The organism is Moorena sp. SIO4E2, assembly GCF_010671945.1.
Classification (GTDB): domain Bacteria; phylum Cyanobacteriota; class Cyanobacteriia; order Cyanobacteriales; family Coleofasciculaceae; genus Moorena; species Moorena producens.
The window spans coordinates 1-18,752 of sequence record NZ_JAAHIE010000019.1; the positions used below are offsets into that span (position 1 = coordinate 1).

An 18,752-nucleotide genomic window follows, 5' to 3' on the forward strand; every position below is an offset into this window, starting at 1 on the left:
ATCGCTTTCACGAAAAATTAACTAAAACTTTAACTCTATAAAGCTTTGATAAAAAAAACTTTTATCAGATAAAATTCCATAGTTTATTCCTTTATCCACAATGGATGTAATCTGTAATTATCAGGGGATTGGAATTAGCCACTAGCCGGGACCTTAGCACCGATGAAGTGAGCATCACTGAAGGCTGACAAGGCTGCTTGTCACACCTGAATGCTATAGCTAGTTTTTTGATTGGAGTGGAAGCCTGAGTTAATGCAGTTCCCTGGGTAAGACTTTAAAGGTGAGTGTCATACTTCACCATTTGCCACATGAGCTGAGTGTCTTGGTCCGCAAACCATGACGATGGCTGCAAGCTGCTACATGTATAAGCTTGAGTTGGTAGTAACGGCTTCTTTGTCTATTATTCTTAATCACACCCAATGCTGACAGTACCCAAAAGGGTACTGTTTCACTGCACTTTCTGTGTTAAGGCAATATGCACAATATGCATTGATAGCAGTTCTCCATTGAAAACTGCTATCAACCACAACTAGGATTACATTAAAAATCTGAAGGGGGCTTGGGGAGAACTGGTTGAGGAAATTTTGCTTTTGCGATCGCATAACGTAAGCATTCAGCGAATGCGCTACAGATGGTGCTACTTGAGGTGCCTATGCCCTACGCGCACGCTACGCGAACAGCGAATGCGCTACAGATGGTGCTACTTGAGGTGCCATCAGCCATCAGCTAGCAGGCGCTTTAACTGCACGGGCTCGGATCAGTAAAACGAGCAGGGATTTTCAACCAGCCGTACCAGCACCCCCCAGCTTGTTTACTACCGACCGTTGATTAGCATTAGGCATTAGGCATGATAGCTGACAGCTGACGGCTGAATGCTTGCTGCGTCACCTTTGTCGCCCACAGTAGCTCAATCTGCTAGATTAACTTCCCACAAACCATACCAATTTCTGACTGCCAACCATACTGTAGAGAGCAATCCCGCCAGGCTCAAAGTCAAACCACTTTGACACTCCCCGCTAATCGCGAGACGGGGATTCTTGGTTCAACGAGGCAACTTGCTTTGACAGGTTTTCACCAGCAAAAGTAGAGGTTCCCTCTCCCCAAGCGTTTGGATCATTTAAGATCAGAGTTCCGGTGTGCCCCACCGTACTCAAGGCTCTTTCCAAAATATTGATTGCAGCATTATGGTCTCTATCTAGAGAACAACCACACTGACAGACATGGGTTCTAGTTGATAGAGACTTTTTGACTACTTCACCACAATTAGAACACTCAGCAGAAGTATACGCTGGATTAACTGCAACAGTTACTTTGCCAAACTTAGTCCCAAAATGTTCCATCCATTTCCGGAATTGATACCAACCTGCATCATTAATAGATTTGGCAAGATAGTGGTTCTTTACCAAGTTTTTAACCCTTAAATCGACCTAGGCGACCAGGTCGTTTGACCGGACTACGCAACCTGCCGGAGACGAAACCTTAGAAGAGTGCAGCCTTACAACAAAACCTGCCACCTTTGATGCATAGCCTACCAACTATAAAGGCTGCACTCTTCTTGCGGTAACTTCTAACCAGTCTCTTGGCATGTTCTTCACGCTGCCTACTTATTTTAAGGTGTGCCTTACCTAGTCTGTTAATTGCTTTCTTTCGGTTAGCAGAGCCTTTCTTTTTCCGGGAAACCCGACGTTGATAGAATTTTAGACGCTTTTCTCCTTTTCTATAAAATCGAGGATTGGGTACAGTATTGCCATTGGAGTCAGTGTAAAAATCCTTTAGTCCAACGTCCAGGCCAATAGTGGTTCCTGTTGCTGGAACAGACTCATTAATATCGATCTGAATGCAAAACTGAACATAGTACCCATCTGCTCGACGGACTATCCTGACTCTCTTGATCAGCTTTTTGTCAAAGCGCCATAAGTCCCACGTACCCTTGAGCTTGAGTTTTCCTATTCCTTTTTTGTCACTAAAAATTATTGATTTTTTGTCTGGGCATAACTTCCATCCAGTAGTCTTGTATTCCACTGAGTGACAATGTTTTTTGAATCTAGGAAATCCTTTCTTACCAGGAATTTTATTTTTGCAGTTGTCATAGAAACGGGCAATTGATGACCATGCTCGTTCAGCACTGGCTTGACGAGCCATAGAGTTCAATTCATTGGCAAACGGTAATTCTTTAGCTAAGACGGCACAAAGAGCACTTAAATCAGTTTTCTTGACTCCTTTATTGTCCATCCAATAACGGATGCATTTATTTCGAATAAATTTAGCGGTTTTTATAGCTTCATCTATCGCATCATATTGTTTTTGCTTCCCGTATGCCTTGAACTCTATCACTATCATCACGTATCGACCTTTTCTGCTTACTTTATTCTACACCACACTGCAATATTCATTCCGGTATCTCCTAGACTGATTATAGTAAATGAGTAGTTTAAATCAGCTTAAACCCTTAAATAGCAAGGGATTCAATAAACTAAAAATACATTGTCTTGATGCAATAACGAGTGGTTTTGGGTCTGTGTGCGGAACACCGCGACGCACCTTGTACGCCCCGTGGAACGGCAGTCGCTCATGGGGGTTTCCCCCAAGACCGTGCTGCATCACTACCAAAAATCCCTATATACGACGCTTGCCTCTTGCCTCTTGCCTCTTGCCTCTTGCCTTTCCCTAGCTGACGGCTAACTGTTGATACCTAACGCCTTATATTCACTTCTATCATTTATCGACTTGTATAGAGAATCAAGCATTTTATTTACCTCTGGAGGTTGGGATGTAAAACGGATATAAAAACCTTTATTTTCTGGTTAAATTGACGTCACTTTAGCATAGATATCATCACTATATTCTGCTTGGTATTGATTTAATATATTCAGGCTTATATTACTTAGCTCTACCGGGAAATTCTCTCTTATTATCTCATAGGAACGCACTTTCGCTCCCTTAGCTGAAAGCTGAACTAAACTTCCAAGAAAAAGATTTTTACCGATATGCTTTTCTTCCAAAATTTTGTAGGTGAGTGGTATGGCTTTAGGAAGGAAAAAAAATTCTTCATCTTCTTTAGGTAGAAAGAGATTGTAGTCATCACCAATACCCACAACTTGATAGATAGTAATTGGCTGTTTAACCCCTTTTGGTTGTACCTGTTTGTGCCCGTGAGTAATCACGATTGACTTAACCTGTTCAAAGGTAGATTGTGAAATAAGAATTTGACCACCTATGGTATAGGATTCAATGCGATAGGTTAAGTTGACTTGGCTACCCACTACACTGTAATCGGTGCGTTTTTCCGAGCCAATATTACCCACCACAACATCACCTGTGTTGATACCAATACCCATTTCTAGAGGTGGATAGCCCCACTCATTCATCGTTTCGTTGACAGGAACCATTGCCAATTGCATCGCCACAGCACAAGCCACTGCCCGTTTTGTATCGTCTTCTCTCGCCGTAGGAGCACCAAACAAAACCAAAATTCCATCACCCATGAACTTATCAATGGTTCCTTGGTATTTAGTAATCACCTCTGACATATGTTTCAGATAGAGATTGAGAATTTTAACCACTTCTTCCGGAAGCAATCGTTCTGATAGCGCTGTAAATCCTCTTAAATCAGAGGTTAGTATGGTGAGAGTTTTGCGCTGGCCTCCCAGTTTCAATTCTTCGGGTTTTTCCAGTAACTTATCTACCACTTCCTTACTCAGGTAACGCCAAAAAATCTGACTAATGATTTGATTCCTTTTTTCTAAATCTTGGTTAGCTTCAGCCAAATCAGCCGTGCGTTCCCTAACCCGCCTTGTTAATTCCTTTGCTGTTTGACGCAATCTACCGATAACCAGAATTAGCCCTGAGAGTGCCAACACAGATAGTCCTCCTAAGGTGATAAATGTACTCCTCAGACCCATTTGTGTGTGTACCACAAATTTGTCTAGAGGCTGAATTATTTCCAAAACACCTCTGACATCTCCTACTTTCCAATCCATTCTGGGACTATCCGGATGGCTGTTATGACAAGCAATGCAGCTAGGCTGCATAATGATGGCTTCTGCATATCGAAATGAAGAACGACCTTGGATCTGCTCTTGGCGAAAAAATGACTGAGTGGGATATTTTCTCAAGAATCTGAGTGCATCCCATTCAAAATCATCTTTCGGACCCCCTTCACCTTGTCGATTGGGAAACGGATAATCACTGTAAAGCCTGATTAAAGCTCCCGTATCATTGGCACTGATGCGCGAACCCAGTTCTATCACATAGGTAGCTGGATTAGGAATTCCCCCTTTTTTGGTAGTGTAGTCATGGGTAACGGTAATCCCATCAACAGTTTTAGCACGAGTAACCACCTCAGTACTGTAGAGGTTACGTGCCTCATTAATAAGTTGAGCGGATAAGGCTGAATACTCTAGTGCGTGGGATTCAATTAGATCCATTGACAGACGAGACATACTTGAGAGGGCAATTCCCACTCCCAGGCAAAACATGATCGTTAGAACCAGGATTATTCTCTGAAAAATTTGGTTTAGTAACCAGTTCCAGAATTTAAAAATTAGGTGTCGCATCCCATAGAAACCCTAACCGAAAAGCGTTTTATTCAAAATCCCTTTCACCCCTGGTTGAGAAGACAATCTCAGAGGTGATAGTTATAGAGTTCTCTGAAATGCTGCCAAAACCTAAATTTCGCTTCCAGAAGGACTAATACCGTAAGCATTCAGCCGTGAGCTTTTAGCTCACGCTACGCGAACAGCTAGCTGTCAGGCGTCAGCTTTGTGGCACAGGCCACAAGCGCTGTAACATAACTCAAATTAAATGAATGCTTAAGTCTTTTATTTAAAAGACTTAACTCACATTAAAAGAATGCTTACCTCTTTTATTCAAAGGTGCGCTTTCCGCATCTAATTATTAAATGCCCCACGGGTCGCACCTAAAAGCACCGATTGCGCTACTTGAGGTGCTGCGCGAACAGTAGCACCATCTGTAGCGCATTAGCTGATAGCTGATAGCTGATAGCTGATAGCTGATAGCTGATAGCTGATAGCTGATAGCTTACCTAATACCTAATAGTTAATCGAGCCAATTTGAAAAATCCTGGGAAAATTGCTCAAGAGACAACAACTGAATTCTCGGGTCATGACCAGCAGATTCTTGCTCAGCTTTGGTGTTGTAGCCCCAATCAGCTAGATACAGTTTCACCGGTTTGAGGTCTGGCTGCTGTTGCACAGATTGAAGGGTCTTGAGCCGATCTTCCACAAACCATAGTGTTACGGCTTCCCCTGGAAAAGTTTCAATTAATTGTCGTAGGGTTTGATGTTTGGGTCGTTTGGACTCCTTGCCAATAATCCTCTCTTGTGGTAAGTTAATACCTTGTTGCTGCAATAGCTGCTTGATGAAGCGTCCTTCTTTAGTAGAAACAATATATAGCTGTGTGGTATTTGTAGAAAGTATTTGATCCAACCGCTCAATCACACCAGGATAAAATTGGTGTAGACTCAACCAAGCATCTAAATCGGTGGTAATCCATTTATCCCGAATAGTGTCTAACTGCTTAGCTATATCGGTTCTGTCTAAGGTCTCGGAATTAACGATAGACTGGGCAACTGCTGACCAATCCTGCAAAATCTTCTCTTCTGAAATACCGAGAATCAGCGCGTGAATCAATATTGGCATTTCCCAGCCGGTTTCGATCACAGGTCGTAAGCGGTAGAAGCTAGCTGCTAAATTCTCGGGTGGTGTTTGACTAGCGGGTTTCCAAATTTGACAGTATGTACGCCACGCGGTCTGAAAATACTCTAATAGTCCGTTACACAGAACACCGTCAAAGTCGAGAGCCAGAATTGTGGGTACCATTTCACTTAATTAATACTTATGAATACTACAAATTACTATACTCAAGATTAAGGGAAAAAAGTCAAAGATTTTACCTTTACATTTTCCCCTTAATCTTTACCATTATGCAATATAGCAATCCGATCTGATTCGTGAAAGAAATGGGCTGCTTTAAGGCAGAAGGCAGAAGGCAGCTATGCTGAAGGGACCGGAGTTGGAACTAGTTTTTAAGAAGTCCAGTGATTTTACAAATGATTTAGGATTGCTATAATAGATAGCAAGGTTTTAGTGAATTGGTATAATTTTATAGCACCCTATCAAGTGATATAGCAATCCGATCTGATTCGTGAAATAAATGGGCTGCTTTAAGGCAGAAGGCAGAAGGCAGCTATGCAGAAGGGACAGGAGTTGGAGCTAGTTTTTAAGAAGTCCAGTGATTTTAGAAATGATTTAGGATTGCTATAGTCTCTATGCAACTCCAGCAAATTTAAGAAGATCGACAATACCAAATATGCCTGGATGTGAAGCCAGTGTTGGTCTCCAATCCTGGTCTTGATTTAGATATAGCAATTATCATAGCTATGAGGTACACAATTTCGGGATTTTAGGGAACAGCAGATCACCGGAACAGCGGATCTGGGAAGAAAAAAGAGGGAATAGGGAATAGGGAATAGGGAATAGGGAATAGGGATGCGCTGCATCAAGAGGTGCGACCCGTGGCGAATTTAATAATTAGATGCGGAAAGCGCACCTAACAGGGAATCAGCTTCCAAGAAGACTGTACCTCATAACTGTGAGAAACGCTATAAGACATACGGTTTAATCCGTAGTGCTCTCGAAACTGCTTGTCCTGATGCTAGACTAAAGGTCAGATGCCGCAACAGGTTTCGCTGAGCTCGATAAGAGGGGGAAGGAAAAAGCCTGCCAAACCTACCATCGTAGAATCTGGATCTTGGGGAACATCTCTTAGATAGAGTCGGCCATGTCTGGTCATTGCGTTTCTTGTGTGTTGTTTACTCGTATTTTGAGTATGGAAAACGCCACCAGCTTTGGACAGTACCCGTGTGGGTACCTTTTTTGAAAAGGCAAACGTCATGTATGCAAAAGTCCCTCTTTGGTCAGAGTTTCAGAATTTGATCTTGGTGAGGGACTGCTGGCTTGGGAAATATGCGTTCCCGTAGCGTGGCCTACGGCCAATCGCATTACTGACTAAATTACTCAATTACTATAGCGCTATATATAAGTGAGGAGCTCTCAAGGTATATAGCGTTTTCATTTCACCTGAAAATGCTATACTTGTTAATCCAAACCACTATTCCTCCTCAAGGAACCATAAAAACTAATAGGAGTCACCACCTAATCCAGGGTTTTTGAGATCAAGTTTTTCGATCAGCCCTTGTCCTGTGCCCATCGGGTGCATCTCATATTTGTAAAAAAGAAGGGAAGTGTGGGAAGTGTGGGGCCCGGGCGCGGGAAGTGTGGGAATTTTCGCGCGAATTTTTGCCTAATTGTAAAAGCGATGCAGCGAGGTAGCGCGGTCTTGGGGGAAACCCCCGGAGATGAAACCTGATTACGTTGAGCCAATGAGCGTCGGCAGGTTATGGGTATTTGGTTTAAGTTATGTGAATAAGGCTCAACTGTCTTACGGTAACTTCAAACCACTCGCTATTGCATCAAGACAGTGAGATGCACCCTGGCCATCACAATAAGGATAAAGGTAAAGGGAAATTTTTCGGGTTCATCCCAGGTTACTGTCACTCTAAATCTTGACTCTTGGTCAGAGCAATAACTGAAAAAACTCGCTTCCTCGTAAGTTATTCCCGCCTCACTGGTGTGGGGATATAAGTCAAGATAAATTGGCCATAAATTCAATTAGTCGTTAACTAAAGTATAACTTAAAAAAACTAATTGCAAACTATGGATTTTTTTAAAATTTAAGCGTTATAACATTGCATAACTGACTAAATACTACCAATCCATGTTCTTTTTAGAGAATCAACTACGACAGCTACAGCTACATAAATTTAGCGTTTATATCACCAGACCTATTACCTTGGGATACCAATGGTAATAAGTTATTATCCCACGGGATAAATTCTCAAGAGCAAACCCTAAGAGGATTTGTTCGTTGTAGACTACAACGAATTTTAGCGAATCCATTTTTCATCAATTACCATAAAGAAAATAAGAGCTATAATAAACTTAGAGGTACAAAATGAATACTTGGGTAAAGTCAGAAGCTGCGTACCTAGAAAATCATCGCCCTTGGTACGAGGGACCTCATGGAACTTGCAATCTCCTCAAACCCACTCTCATCCACATGGGAGACGATAAGCCACTTCATTTGATGTTCCCTGTCCATTGGACTGAAGCTATAGATGCCTTACCTCAAGCTAAAACAATGGCACGGCAACTCAATGGGTTCTTAGTACTACTGCTTTATGGACAGGCATCTGACCAAGAAATTCAATCCTTGGTACTAGAATTAGCAGAATCCCAAGTTCTCCCCCTATGGCTAGGTTGGCAAAATAGGAAAAGGTTCGACCGCATTGTAGCAATGCTTTCCAATCATTCTGAGCTTAATTGATGTCAGTGCATATGATGTCAGTGCATAGTCAGGGTGCATTCAAGCAATTCAGCATTGATCTTGACAGTGCTTGCATACTTTGTGACGATAATTCTTTAAGAATCAGACCTTGAATTATTGAAGCAATAGAATTATTGAAGCAATCCACATCAACATTATGAACAGACTAGAAACACTCCAGCTGAGGTGATTAGGGCTTTTATTAAAACATTACGTCGTAAGATTCCGGTTTGACTAGTAAGAAAAGATAATGACTAACCCTTGATATGACTTAACTATCAATATCTAGGAATTAGCCATTACCAAGTTTTTTTGGTAGCTATCTGATCACGACTACTCGAGTGAAGTTTTGGGTGACCGTCTTTCCATAGCCTTTTTTACAGTGACCATCTGAGACATCAGATGCTGAATTTTAGTGTAGAGTTGGTCAAACTCATCACGATTAAGGGAAGTTGGGTTAATCTGTGGCTCCTGAGCAGCATTGGGTGGAGCATAGGCTAGAAATGATTGAACCGATGGAAACCTAGCCGTAGCTGCTCGCACGTCCAAGTCGGGTTTAGTGGGGGGTTTAGTGGATGGTTCATGGTCCACTGCTTGAGTGTTAATGATTACTGGTTCAGTTACCGACCCAGTTTCGGGAATCGGATGGTAGGTTTTGGGCAAGGGTTCAGAACTGACTTGCTCAAGATTGGTAATTGGCTGGTAGTTGTCGTTCAAAGATACTGAAGTGTCTTTATCTGAGGTAAACTCCCTGAGTCCAGAAGCATCTAACCTAGAGTCTGAGAGCTGAAGTGTCTCTAACAATTCCTCCTTTTTCTTGAGATTTTCCTCAAGACCGGATAACTGTGCCTCTATATCAGACCGGTTGCGGTCAGCGGAGCGCCATCCAGTGATCGCCACCGTAGCAGTTCCTAGAGTCACACTTAGTAGCGCTGCTAAGCCCAAGTAAGGTGGAGCTACGTCCATTAGTTTACCATCAAACACTGGCTCCTCTTGCACTTGGATATTCAAAGGTTCAGAGCCAAACCAAGCCAGTGGTATGGTTAGGACTGCAAACAGTGCAGCTGAAAATACGATCGGTTTCAGGACAAATTGTTTAATCGGAGATGTCATAATCAGTAGTTTCCTTGGATAGTTGCCGCATAAGCCATTTAACCTGAGCCGTGCAAAACTCTGCCAAGTTTTGATCAAATTGTCAAGAGTTTAGTCTTTGGCTCACTACTTATCAGTGGTCAGCGGCAGAAGTTTTTTGTAGCTACACCCCTTAATACTTTCGCTTTTCTTTAAGTTAATCCGTAGTGAGCCCATGTTTCATAAAACTTTCATGAAACGGTTCACTAACTTGATGAATTTTATATGAATAACTAGTAAAGCTATATAAACCCGGTCTAGATTGAAACTTGCAGTTCCTAGTGATCACCTGAAAGCTTTACAATTCAGGGGCTATGTAGCTCACAATACTCCCTGAAAAAGGGACGGTTTTCAACGTGGATGTGGGGGAAACTAAAAAGGGTTATGGAGCTAAAACCCATGTTCAATAAGTATTTGACTGTATGCCCCCCCAAAAGTTGTTGAGTTTTTTTAATACCTGCCCTGACTTAGTCTTTGGAATCTGTCAAAATACTTTGTGAAGGTTGTGTAACCCCCACCAGAAATTCCTATAGGTGCGCTTTCCAATGGGCGAGTAAATCGCCCTTGGGTCGCACCTGCTGATTTCGACTCTAGGCTTTACCCATCAAGCATTACAGGATTTTTAATCAGGGGCATTTTCTGGTTTCGGTTTTGACGAGATACACTGACATTAGGGCTAGTTTTGGGTATTGATATTAAGGGATTGTCTATCGTCACCTACCCATTGCCCTATATATAGTTGCTTAATTTAGTTTGTCGAGTTAGCCAGGGTGAAGGAAGCTCAATCTCAAGTTCTTAGGTGCGCTTGACCTTGGCGAATTAAATTTGCCACGGGTCGCACCTCTAGTTGTGACTAACTCTACCTCTTCTCTTGTAGAAACCGATGTCTAGATTTTTCCGGCACATATCCCGAGTTGCCCGCATCCTATCAACTATCTTGCTGACAATCATCAGCCATTTCGGGCAGCCTCGACGGCGCAAGCCTGGGCATAGTAGGCTTCCTAAGTACCAGCGAACCAAATTTACACTTCCTTGGCGAATCATTGGTCTTGGCTTAGCGTTAGTCTTTTTATCCCTGATGGAATTAACCTTGCCTTCTCACCATCCTGTTGATGCAGCCAATGCAGCAAGAACCATGCAGCTACCTCTTTCTACCCAAGGATCACAACTACTTGATTCCCTAGGTCGCCCGATATTACTCAGAGGGGTGAACTGGTTTGGGATTGAGACAGAGTTGCATGCTCCTCATGGGTTGTGGAAACGAGACTACAAGGATATGTTGGCGCAGATCAAAAGCTTGGGCTACAACATGATTCGGCTGCCGTTTTCTATCCAATCCCTAAGAGCCTCAGAGGTCAGTGGGATTGATTTCAACATCGGTAACAATCGGGAGCTTTACGGTAAATCGCCCTTGGAGGTCATGGATGCCATTATCAAGGAAGCCCAGCAGCAAGGCATATTAATTTTGTTGGACTGTCACCGACTCAATGACCAACGTATTCCTCCATTATGGTATGGGGATGGGTTTACGGAAACTGATTGGATAGAAACCTGGAAAATGCTGGCAACTCGTTACCGCAATCAGCCTAATGTCATTGGTGCAGACCTGAAAAATGAACCCCATGGTCGAGCCAGCTGGGGAACAAACGATCTAGCCACTGACTGGCGACTGGCAGCACAGAGGGCTGGTAATGCCATTCTTGCGGTCAACCCCAATTGGCTGATAGTTGTTGAAGGTGTGGAAAAGAATGTTCCACGTCAACGACTAGCAACCCATTGGCATGGGGGTAATCTGGAAGGGGTTAGGGAATATCCAGTACGTTTGTCTAATGCCAATAAGCTGGTCTATTCCCCCCATGAATACGGCCCTGGAGTTTTCAATCACCCTTGGTTTTCAGAACCGAGTTTCCCTAACAATTTGGAATACCGCTGGGAAATTGCTTGGAACTATATCGCTAGAGAAGGCATTGCGCCGATTTTGATCGGAGAATTCGGTGGTAAGGAGGTAGACCCTAACTCAAAAGAGGGACTCTGGAAGCGGCGGCTGGTAGATTACATTAATCGAAACAATCTAAGTTTTGCCTACTGGAGTTGGAATCCCAATAGTGGGGATACTGGCGGGATCCTGCAAGATGATTGGCAGAGTGTGGAGGGTCCTAAACAACAACTGCTTCAGGGACTGCTAATTGCCAACAATTTCGCCCCGAACGTGGGAGTTGCTCCGATTATCCCGTCAATTTCCATACGGCGACCAAGTTTCCCACCAGGCAGAACCAAACCAATGCCCACGCCATTGCCAAATTCCCAACCCAGCTCAATCGGGCAAATGCCTACACCAACACCAAGTGGGCAACCATCCAGGAGGGTTGCACCACTACCTCCACCCCTCTCTAATCCCACACCCAGGAGGGTTGCACCACTACCTCCATCCCTATCCAATCCCACACCCAGGAGCGTGGCACCACTACCCCCACCTAACCTGCGTAACAACCCTGGTGTAATCGCACCGTTACCGGCACCTAACCTGCGTACTAACCCTGGTGTAATCGCACCGTTACCGGCACCTAACCTGCGTACTAACCCTGGTGTAATCGCACCGTTACCGGCACCTTTACCTGCACCATCACCAACTGTCACACCAAGGCAAGTTACACCCCTTCCCCTACCGTCACCCCTTGCTAATCCAGGTTTAAAGGAGCCACTACCTTTACCATCCCCCAGTGCCAAACCCAGCGGCATGGCACCCTTACCTTCACCGCCACCGGATACCAACCAAGGTTTAAGGGAGCCAATGCCAACACCCGAACCTAGCCCTAATCTCCCTAACCCTAATCTCTCTACAAGGTCACAGACTCGAAACCGTGTCCCTTTAAAAGTGGTACCTAACCTGCATTCAGATTGGCAAGAAGGATTTTGCATCGGTATACAGGTTATCAATGAGGGCAGTACTAAGGTTGAAGACTGGGAATTAACATTCCAAATGAATCAAGCTGCAATTAACAATAGTTGGAATGGTAATTTCCAACCCCGTAACATGGAAAACTCTCAATCCTCTAAAGACTATGTGGTCACCCCGCTGGATTGGGGACGATTGATCGAACCTGGTCAAAGCCGTCATTTAGGATTCTGTGCCAACAAGCTGGGGTCTGACTACAAACCCAAGCAAATGTTGGCATCAGGGCATTGAACTTCCCCAACCGTCTTGGATGGGGATTCCCAGGCACAACCAAATAGATTGTTATCTCCTAGGGCGTAACTTTCCCCCGCACCGGGGGTAGCTGAGTAAGGTCAATTCCCAGTTTTTTAAGACCTTTATCTTTTATCTTAACACTATTTGAAAGGGAAAATTCATCCCCAAACTATTAGTCAAGGGGTATTCTTTTCCCTCTCAAACTCTCCCTTTTGATAAATAAAAGTTGAATGGGATTGGCCTACGGCCACCCTACGCGAACGCATCGCCCTGGCAGGATTTACCCAATCGCATTTCTGACATCTCCCCTGATTGAGATGCCATTGGCCTACGGCGACGCTACGCGAACGCCGAAGCACTGGGACTACTCCCACAATCACCCAGAGAGCTTTAGGGTTGTTGTTACCCCGTGAGGTTTAAACCGTCAACCTTGGCCAATAGGCCACGCGTGCGCGTTCAACCCGATTAAACCTTCAACCTTGGCCAATAGGCCACGCGTGCGCGTTCAACCCGATTAAACCTTCAACCTTGGCCAATAGGCCACGCGTGCGCGTTCAACCCGATTAAACCTTCAACCTGATTAAACCTTCAACCTGATTAAACCTTCAACTACAGTACTTTCAAAAGCTGTTTAATTTTGGTCTCCTGTTTCTGCTTTAATTGGTCTGGGAACTTCAACTCAATGGCAACTTGATCGGATAAATCTTCGACATCCACAATTTGAGCCAACAATCGCTGTGGTAACTGGTTAGTCGATTCCTGACTCAATAGCAAGCCAACGAAGGGTTGGTCTTGCTCCATTCTTCGTAAATCTTCTGGTGTGAGCAATGGACTAGTTTGCTCCGTGGTATCAGAATAGGCAGTGCTGCGTTCTAATTCAACCCGTAAACTCATCACTCCCATTTCAGTTGCCCTACCACTGTAAAACTTACCTTCCCAATAAAGCTGAACAGTAGCCCTAATCTGTTTACGCACCTTAGTACTAGTTTGGGTATTCAACTCTCGGAAGGCACGGAACACACCAGTGGCTAAGAAACCTAAGGAGCCCATGGGTCGGTCTAAGGTCGCACGCTTCTGGGAATACCACTCCCTGACATCGGAATAAATTACTAGGACTAAATCATCTAGCTGAGCTTGAGTGAGGTTGATCAAATTAATCGCAAGGTGAACTTGATGGTCACTAATCGGTGTCTTGCGGATAATTTCTCCAGCAACAAAGGCTCGTCTGCCGTAATCTCCCACAATTTCAAGGTCTACTTGATCAGGTAGGTTGGGCCAGCTATCTAAGGCAATTAAAACTCCGCTTTCTGAGATATTAACCGTTTCCCCTGGCCAACTCTGGTCAGTGGTGTGAATTGTCACCGGAAGGCGTCGTAGCAGGCGGTGTTTGGGGCGTTGTTGGGGTTGTTCAAAGGCAACCAACAAACCTGCTGTCAGCAGAATCAAGTTAAAGACGCACCACATGGCGTTAACCAAGACCGCTTCTGCATCTTCTGGACGGAGCAGCAGCCAAAAGGGAACAGCTAGTAAGGCAGCAATCACTATAGCTGTTACTACCAAAAGACCCTGTACTGACTGCCAATCAAAACTCCGCTGACTAACCGATACCCCCTTGTCAGTTACATTAAATGAACCGAGCTTGGGGTTAATCACCGCCATCAGAGTGACATACCCCGTCTGGAATGACATCACAAATTCAAACACCTCGTTCCAGAAGGAAAAGCGAACTTCTTTGTAGGTGATATAGTTAGCATTGAGGCTAATCAGTAGATGGGGCAGGGCATAAAATAAGGTTTCTAGCCCCAAACCCTGAATGGGATTGATGCCAAACAATAGGAATAGAGTGGGAGTGACAGCGTAAATCAGCCGGGGAAAGCCATAGAAGAAGTGGGAGGTGGCTGAAAAATAACAAATCCGCTGGCCTAAGGTGAGATGTTTTGCCTTCCAGTTCAACAAGGGGAATTCTAGCCGTAGAATCTGAGCCATTCCCCTTGCCCAACGCACTTGCTGACCCACATAGGAGGCAAAGGTTTCAGGGGCTAAGCCAGCAACCATAATCTGGTCATAGTACACTGACTCATAACCTAAGGAATGGAGTCGGAAGGCCGTGTGACAATCTTCTGTAACGGTTTCAACGGCAATTCCCCCAATCTCCAGCGCATGGTTTTTGCGAATTACCGCTGCTGAGCCACAGAAAAAGGAAGCATTCCAGAAGTCATTGCCCTTTTGCAGTACTTTATAAAAGAGTTCATTCATCACTGGAATCTCACCCTTAGTCTGGAGATTTCGCTCAAAGGGGTCGGGGTTAAAGAACCAGTGGGGCGTTTGCACAAAGGATACGTTTGGGTTGTAGAAAAACCCGACTGTGCGCATCAGCAATTTTCGCACTGGAATGTGATCGCAGTCCAGAATCAATACCAGATCGCCCTTGGTAGTATTAAACGCTGTGTTGATATTACCTGCCTTGGCATGATCATTGTTAGGTCTAGTCAGCAATTTACAGCCGATTTCTTCGCACATCTGCTTCAACTTTTTGCGACGCTCTGGATACTTTCTGCCATCATCTAAGACATAGACTTGTTTTTTATCCTCCGGATAGTCCATAGCCAGAGCGGCTACTGCTGTATTGCGGACAATTTCCACAGGCTCGTTGTAGGTTGGAATGTAGATATCAACCTTGAACCATTGGTCTTGAGGATAGTTAGCCAGATCAACGGTTTCTCGGTCTTTGATTTTGAGAGTTTGAAAATAAGCTAGCAATAGGGTTAGAATTGCATACAATTCCGCCCCCAACAACAGCACACAGAAAAACCCGTTGATCCAAGTATCAAAATTTAGGGTATAGGCAAAGCGATAGTATAGGTAGCGCATGGTGGTCACCAGGCTCAGCCATACTAAAAACAGATGAAAATACTCACTGACTGTTTTATCAGATTGTTTGGCTTCAGTGCGCACTACCACTTGACCAACCAATATTAGTGCGATCGCTACAATCCCCTGCTGCCTGACTGTTAGGGGTGTAGTAATCAGGGGTATGGATAGCAACACCAGCAGCAAAATCAGCCACGACAAGTGATTCGACCCTAGCCGTGCTAGGACTCGGTCAAAAAACCGAGGTAGGCGATCAACGAGTAATGTAATTACAGGGGATCGACGAGGGCGATTTTGCCTATTTCTCGATTGTTTGAATAAGGAAAAAGACATAGCAATTTATAGCATTTTGATTTGAGATGTGAAACTAATATTGATGTAAGTATTCAGCCGTCAGCTATCAGCTGATAGCTGACAGTGGAATTTTGATTTAATCCTATTTAATAGACAAACAATCCTAAAGACTAATTAAAACTAAAGAATAATCACTAATCACTAATTCCTAATGACTTTTTTGATCTGTCACACGCTTGAGGTACAACTGGCTAATGCCATAAAGTAGGAAGGTTACCCCCAGAATACCTAAAGCTAGGAACCACCAGTTTCGTTGGAGGAAGAACGATGCTTTACTGAGGGCGGAGGTTTTTTCAATGCGCTTCTTAGAACCGGCTAGTTCAAAGAACTCTAGCTTATAGGCATCGGGGTCATAACCAGCAGGGTCTTGTTGATAACTACTAACTAAAACCGTATCCTTCTGCAACTGGTAGAACCAAGAATCTTTAGTGAGAATCTGCCGCACGCGGTCTAAGCCATTTTCCGTTTGACCACTCAAAGCCAAAAGTACCCGCTGATTGTTATAGGGAGACATGATTTGTTTAATTACCCCTTCACTATCCGGTAGAGTCTGGACACTAGCTTCACCCCACTGACGTCCTAGAGCATTACTCAAACGCAAACCACTTGACTCAAATACCTCTGGAAAGGGAAATTCCTCCCTGGTGCCAATTCCAACTAGATTTCGCTTCCTCTTGATCTGATCAGGCAATTGTTCAATGGTGTAAACATCCATTTGTACTGAATCTGCCTTACTTAGACGTCCTAAACGCTCACTGATAGCCATGAGGGTGAGCAGATCGTTATCAGATGGCGTCTCTGACAACACGATCGCTGTATTAGACAAATCTTGAGGAGCTGCAAATGGGTAACCTACTTGCAACAGTTCTAGATTAGGTAGTTGAACTGAGGGCTCCCGATTAACTTTGAAGCTGGTCTCAGCATGAACCGTACCCGTTAGTTGTTGATCGGTGATTTTACCACACTCCTCTGGTTCCCTGGGGTTCAGCCGGAAAGCAACTTTGATTTTAGAGGTGGGTTTAATCAGATTGGCAGGAAGATCCACTTTCAGGGTTTCTCGCTGTGAGCCATCCCTCTTGGTCAAGCGTTTACCACCAATTAGTACATCATCTAGTAAGACTTCTACAGCAGAGGTGCGAGGATTGACCTGGGGACCATAGCTGTAAACTAAATTCATGGAACTGCCCCGTTTAAAGCGATCATCCGGTAAGGCCCGAAAATCAAACTCTACCGGTGGTGCTGAAGTGCCTCGCACTGTGACGTCCTTAAAGGGTTTACCATTGGGCTGAGTAGCGATGTCTTCTAGAGTAAAGGAATTTTCTTCTGGCAAATAACCAGGCCAATTTCTGGAGGATGGTATTGGTACATCCGGAACCTGATCCACGAAAATTAATTGACCTGTGCCAAGTTTACTGGTATCTGGCTGTACTAAAAACTGGGCAGCCTTTTTCACGCCATCTGAACCATTGCCAGTCACCACCAAGACCGGGTTACTGCCATCATTGACGGTGGTAAGTGCCAGCACACCGACATCATCGGGTAAGGGAATCTGAGTCCCATCTAAAATTTGATTCCCGGAGAAGGTAAAGGGCAGTTCTAAAGACTTCAAAACCGGTTGATTTCCAGGAGTCCCCATCACAACTAAACTATCGCCCCACTCTAATTCGTCGATAGTCTCTACCAAACGGGTGGTAATGGGACGGAAGTCAGCCAACCTGCCTAGGGAAGCCTGTAAACGAGGCGCAGCAGTCAACCAAGATTCTAAGGACTCCACGGATCGGGTCTGGACATTCCCCTGCGGCAGCATATAAGCAATGGGATTGGCATCTAAGCTGAGTTGATCAAAGAAAGGATAAGGATAGCGACTGAAGTTTAGGGGAATAGGTTCAACTTGGTATTGGAAGATTAATTTTGAATCCGGCAAAACCTCAGTCCACAACGTGGCATCCCCTCCATCCGTACAACCCTTGGTGTTGTGTTGCTGGGCTACTAGGGAAAGTTCATTGTAGTCCTGGATCAGGGTCGTTGGGATAGCAAACATGACGTTAGCCACCTGAGACTGCTTGCGGTTGAGAGGGACACTTGCCACACTGGTGCCATTAATCCGCAAGGTCAGGTTAGAGCGATTTGCCATCAGGGCTGGTGAATGCTGGAAGCGGATTAAGGCTTTGGCGGTTTTTATCTTCCAACCCCGAGGACGGGTAAAGCCCAGTCTTGCTTCCGAATAAACCCCCCGCATACGGAGGCGATTGCCTACAATCGGAGAGCGATTAAATTGCAAGATGTACTCACTTAATGGGATATTCGGGGTAGAAGAAATCGGATTTGGAGTAGATTGGGGCTGTGAACGAGGTTGGGGCTGGGAGGGGGATTGGGTCCGCCGTGGCTGAGGTCGGGCAGCTGGCCGAGGTCGGGCGGGAGCAACCCTTGCTGGGGCACGATTAGAGCGTCTTTGTCGTGGCGCTGCCGGAGCAGCTTTTGGTCTAGGTCGGGCAGCTGGCCGAGGACGAGGACGAGGTCTAGGTTTGTAGACTGGAGCCTTAGTGGGAGTTTTGGGTAAGGTGTACTTCTGGATGAACTGGTCTTCCTGTTTTCTGAGGTTACCGTCCCCTTGAGCTCTAGTTAGGGTAGTACCGATGCCCAGGGTTAAGACCATGCTTGTACATAGCAGCAATAAGGATAATCTAGGACCATAGAGAGCACGTCGTTGATGATTAGTCGTAGGATCTTGGGCTTGGGAGCGGCGAAACAAGAATTTCATAATTGTAACTATAGAGAATACTAGGAGAATAGTAAGAT

General features: G+C 44.6%; 11 protein-coding genes and 1 pseudogene. 4 read left to right on the forward strand and 8 right to left on the reverse strand.

The features are described 5' to 3' along the window. Window positions 1–1,016: 1,016 nt before the first annotated feature. On the reverse strand, window positions 1,017–1,406 hold the full coding sequence (locus F6K37_RS04220; protein ID WP_008178744.1) for an RNA-guided endonuclease InsQ/TnpB family protein: 390 nt from the start codon (window positions 1,404–1,406) through the stop codon (window positions 1,017–1,019). A gap of 73 nt (window positions 1,407–1,479) precedes the next feature. Continuing rightward, window positions 1,480–2,340, reverse strand: a complete 861-nt coding sequence (locus F6K37_RS04225) for an RNA-guided endonuclease InsQ/TnpB family protein (protein ID WP_287248390.1) — start codon at window positions 2,338–2,340, stop codon at window positions 1,480–1,482. Window positions 2,341–2,504: 164 nt separating this feature from the next. On the opposite strand from F6K37_RS04225, the gene F6K37_RS04230 reads away from it, so the two are divergent. Continuing rightward, complete coding sequence (locus tag F6K37_RS04230) at window positions 2,505–2,675, forward strand: hypothetical protein (RefSeq protein WP_154659655.1); 171 nt, start codon at window positions 2,505–2,507, stop codon at window positions 2,673–2,675. 3 nt (window positions 2,676–2,678) lie between these two features. Here F6K37_RS04230 and F6K37_RS04235 read toward each other — a convergent pair. The 3 genes and pseudogenes from F6K37_RS04235 to F6K37_RS04245 all read right to left on the reverse strand — a co-directional run bounded on the left by F6K37_RS04235 (window position 2,679) and on the right by F6K37_RS04245 (window position 7,692). Next, window positions 2,679–4,427 (reverse strand): annotated as a pseudogene (locus tag F6K37_RS04235) (adenylate/guanylate cyclase domain-containing protein). Window positions 4,428–5,058: 631 nt separating this feature from the next. Next, complete coding sequence (locus F6K37_RS04240; RefSeq protein ID WP_008178737.1) at window positions 5,059–5,841, reverse strand: HAD family hydrolase; 783 nt, start codon at window positions 5,839–5,841, stop codon at window positions 5,059–5,061. A 1,644-nt stretch (window positions 5,842–7,485) separates the two neighbouring features. Then, window positions 7,486–7,692 (reverse strand): hypothetical protein, encoded by a 207-nt coding sequence (locus F6K37_RS04245; protein ID WP_008178736.1) that lies wholly within the window; start codon window positions 7,690–7,692, stop codon window positions 7,486–7,488. 343 nt (window positions 7,693–8,035) lie between these two features. Between F6K37_RS04245 and F6K37_RS04250 the strand changes: the two genes are divergently transcribed. Continuing rightward, complete coding sequence (locus F6K37_RS04250; RefSeq protein ID WP_008178733.1) at window positions 8,036–8,407, forward strand: hypothetical protein; 372 nt, start codon at window positions 8,036–8,038, stop codon at window positions 8,405–8,407. Between the two features lie 333 nt (window positions 8,408–8,740). On the opposite strand, the gene F6K37_RS04255 is transcribed toward F6K37_RS04250, so the two are convergent. After that, window positions 8,741–9,520, reverse strand: coding sequence for a hypothetical protein (locus F6K37_RS04255; RefSeq protein ID WP_008178731.1), 780 nt, complete (start codon window positions 9,518–9,520; stop codon window positions 8,741–8,743). A 1,096-nt stretch (window positions 9,521–10,616) separates the two neighbouring features. On the opposite strand from F6K37_RS04255, the gene F6K37_RS04260 reads away from it, so the two are divergent. Together F6K37_RS04260 and F6K37_RS04265 are read left to right on the forward strand one after the other, a co-directional pair. Then, on the forward strand, window positions 10,617–12,725 hold the full coding sequence (locus F6K37_RS04260) for a cellulase family glycosylhydrolase (protein WP_502708338.1): 2,109 nt from the start codon (window positions 10,617–10,619) through the stop codon (window positions 12,723–12,725). 239 nt (window positions 12,726–12,964) lie between these two features. Next, on the forward strand, window positions 12,965–13,141 hold the full coding sequence (locus F6K37_RS04265; protein ID WP_287248398.1) for a hypothetical protein: 177 nt from the start codon (window positions 12,965–12,967) through the stop codon (window positions 13,139–13,141). A 196-nt stretch (window positions 13,142–13,337) separates the two neighbouring features. On the opposite strand, the gene F6K37_RS04270 is transcribed toward F6K37_RS04265, so the two are convergent. Beyond that, window positions 13,338–15,932, reverse strand: a complete 2,595-nt coding sequence (locus F6K37_RS04270) for a glycosyltransferase family 2 protein (RefSeq protein ID WP_008178726.1) — start codon at window positions 15,930–15,932, stop codon at window positions 13,338–13,340. Window positions 15,933–16,101: 169 nt separating this feature from the next. Beyond that, on the reverse strand, window positions 16,102–18,714 hold the full coding sequence (locus F6K37_RS04275) for a cellulose biosynthesis cyclic di-GMP-binding regulatory protein BcsB (protein ID WP_008178723.1): 2,613 nt from the start codon (window positions 18,712–18,714) through the stop codon (window positions 16,102–16,104). Window positions 18,715–18,752 lie beyond the last annotated feature (38 nt).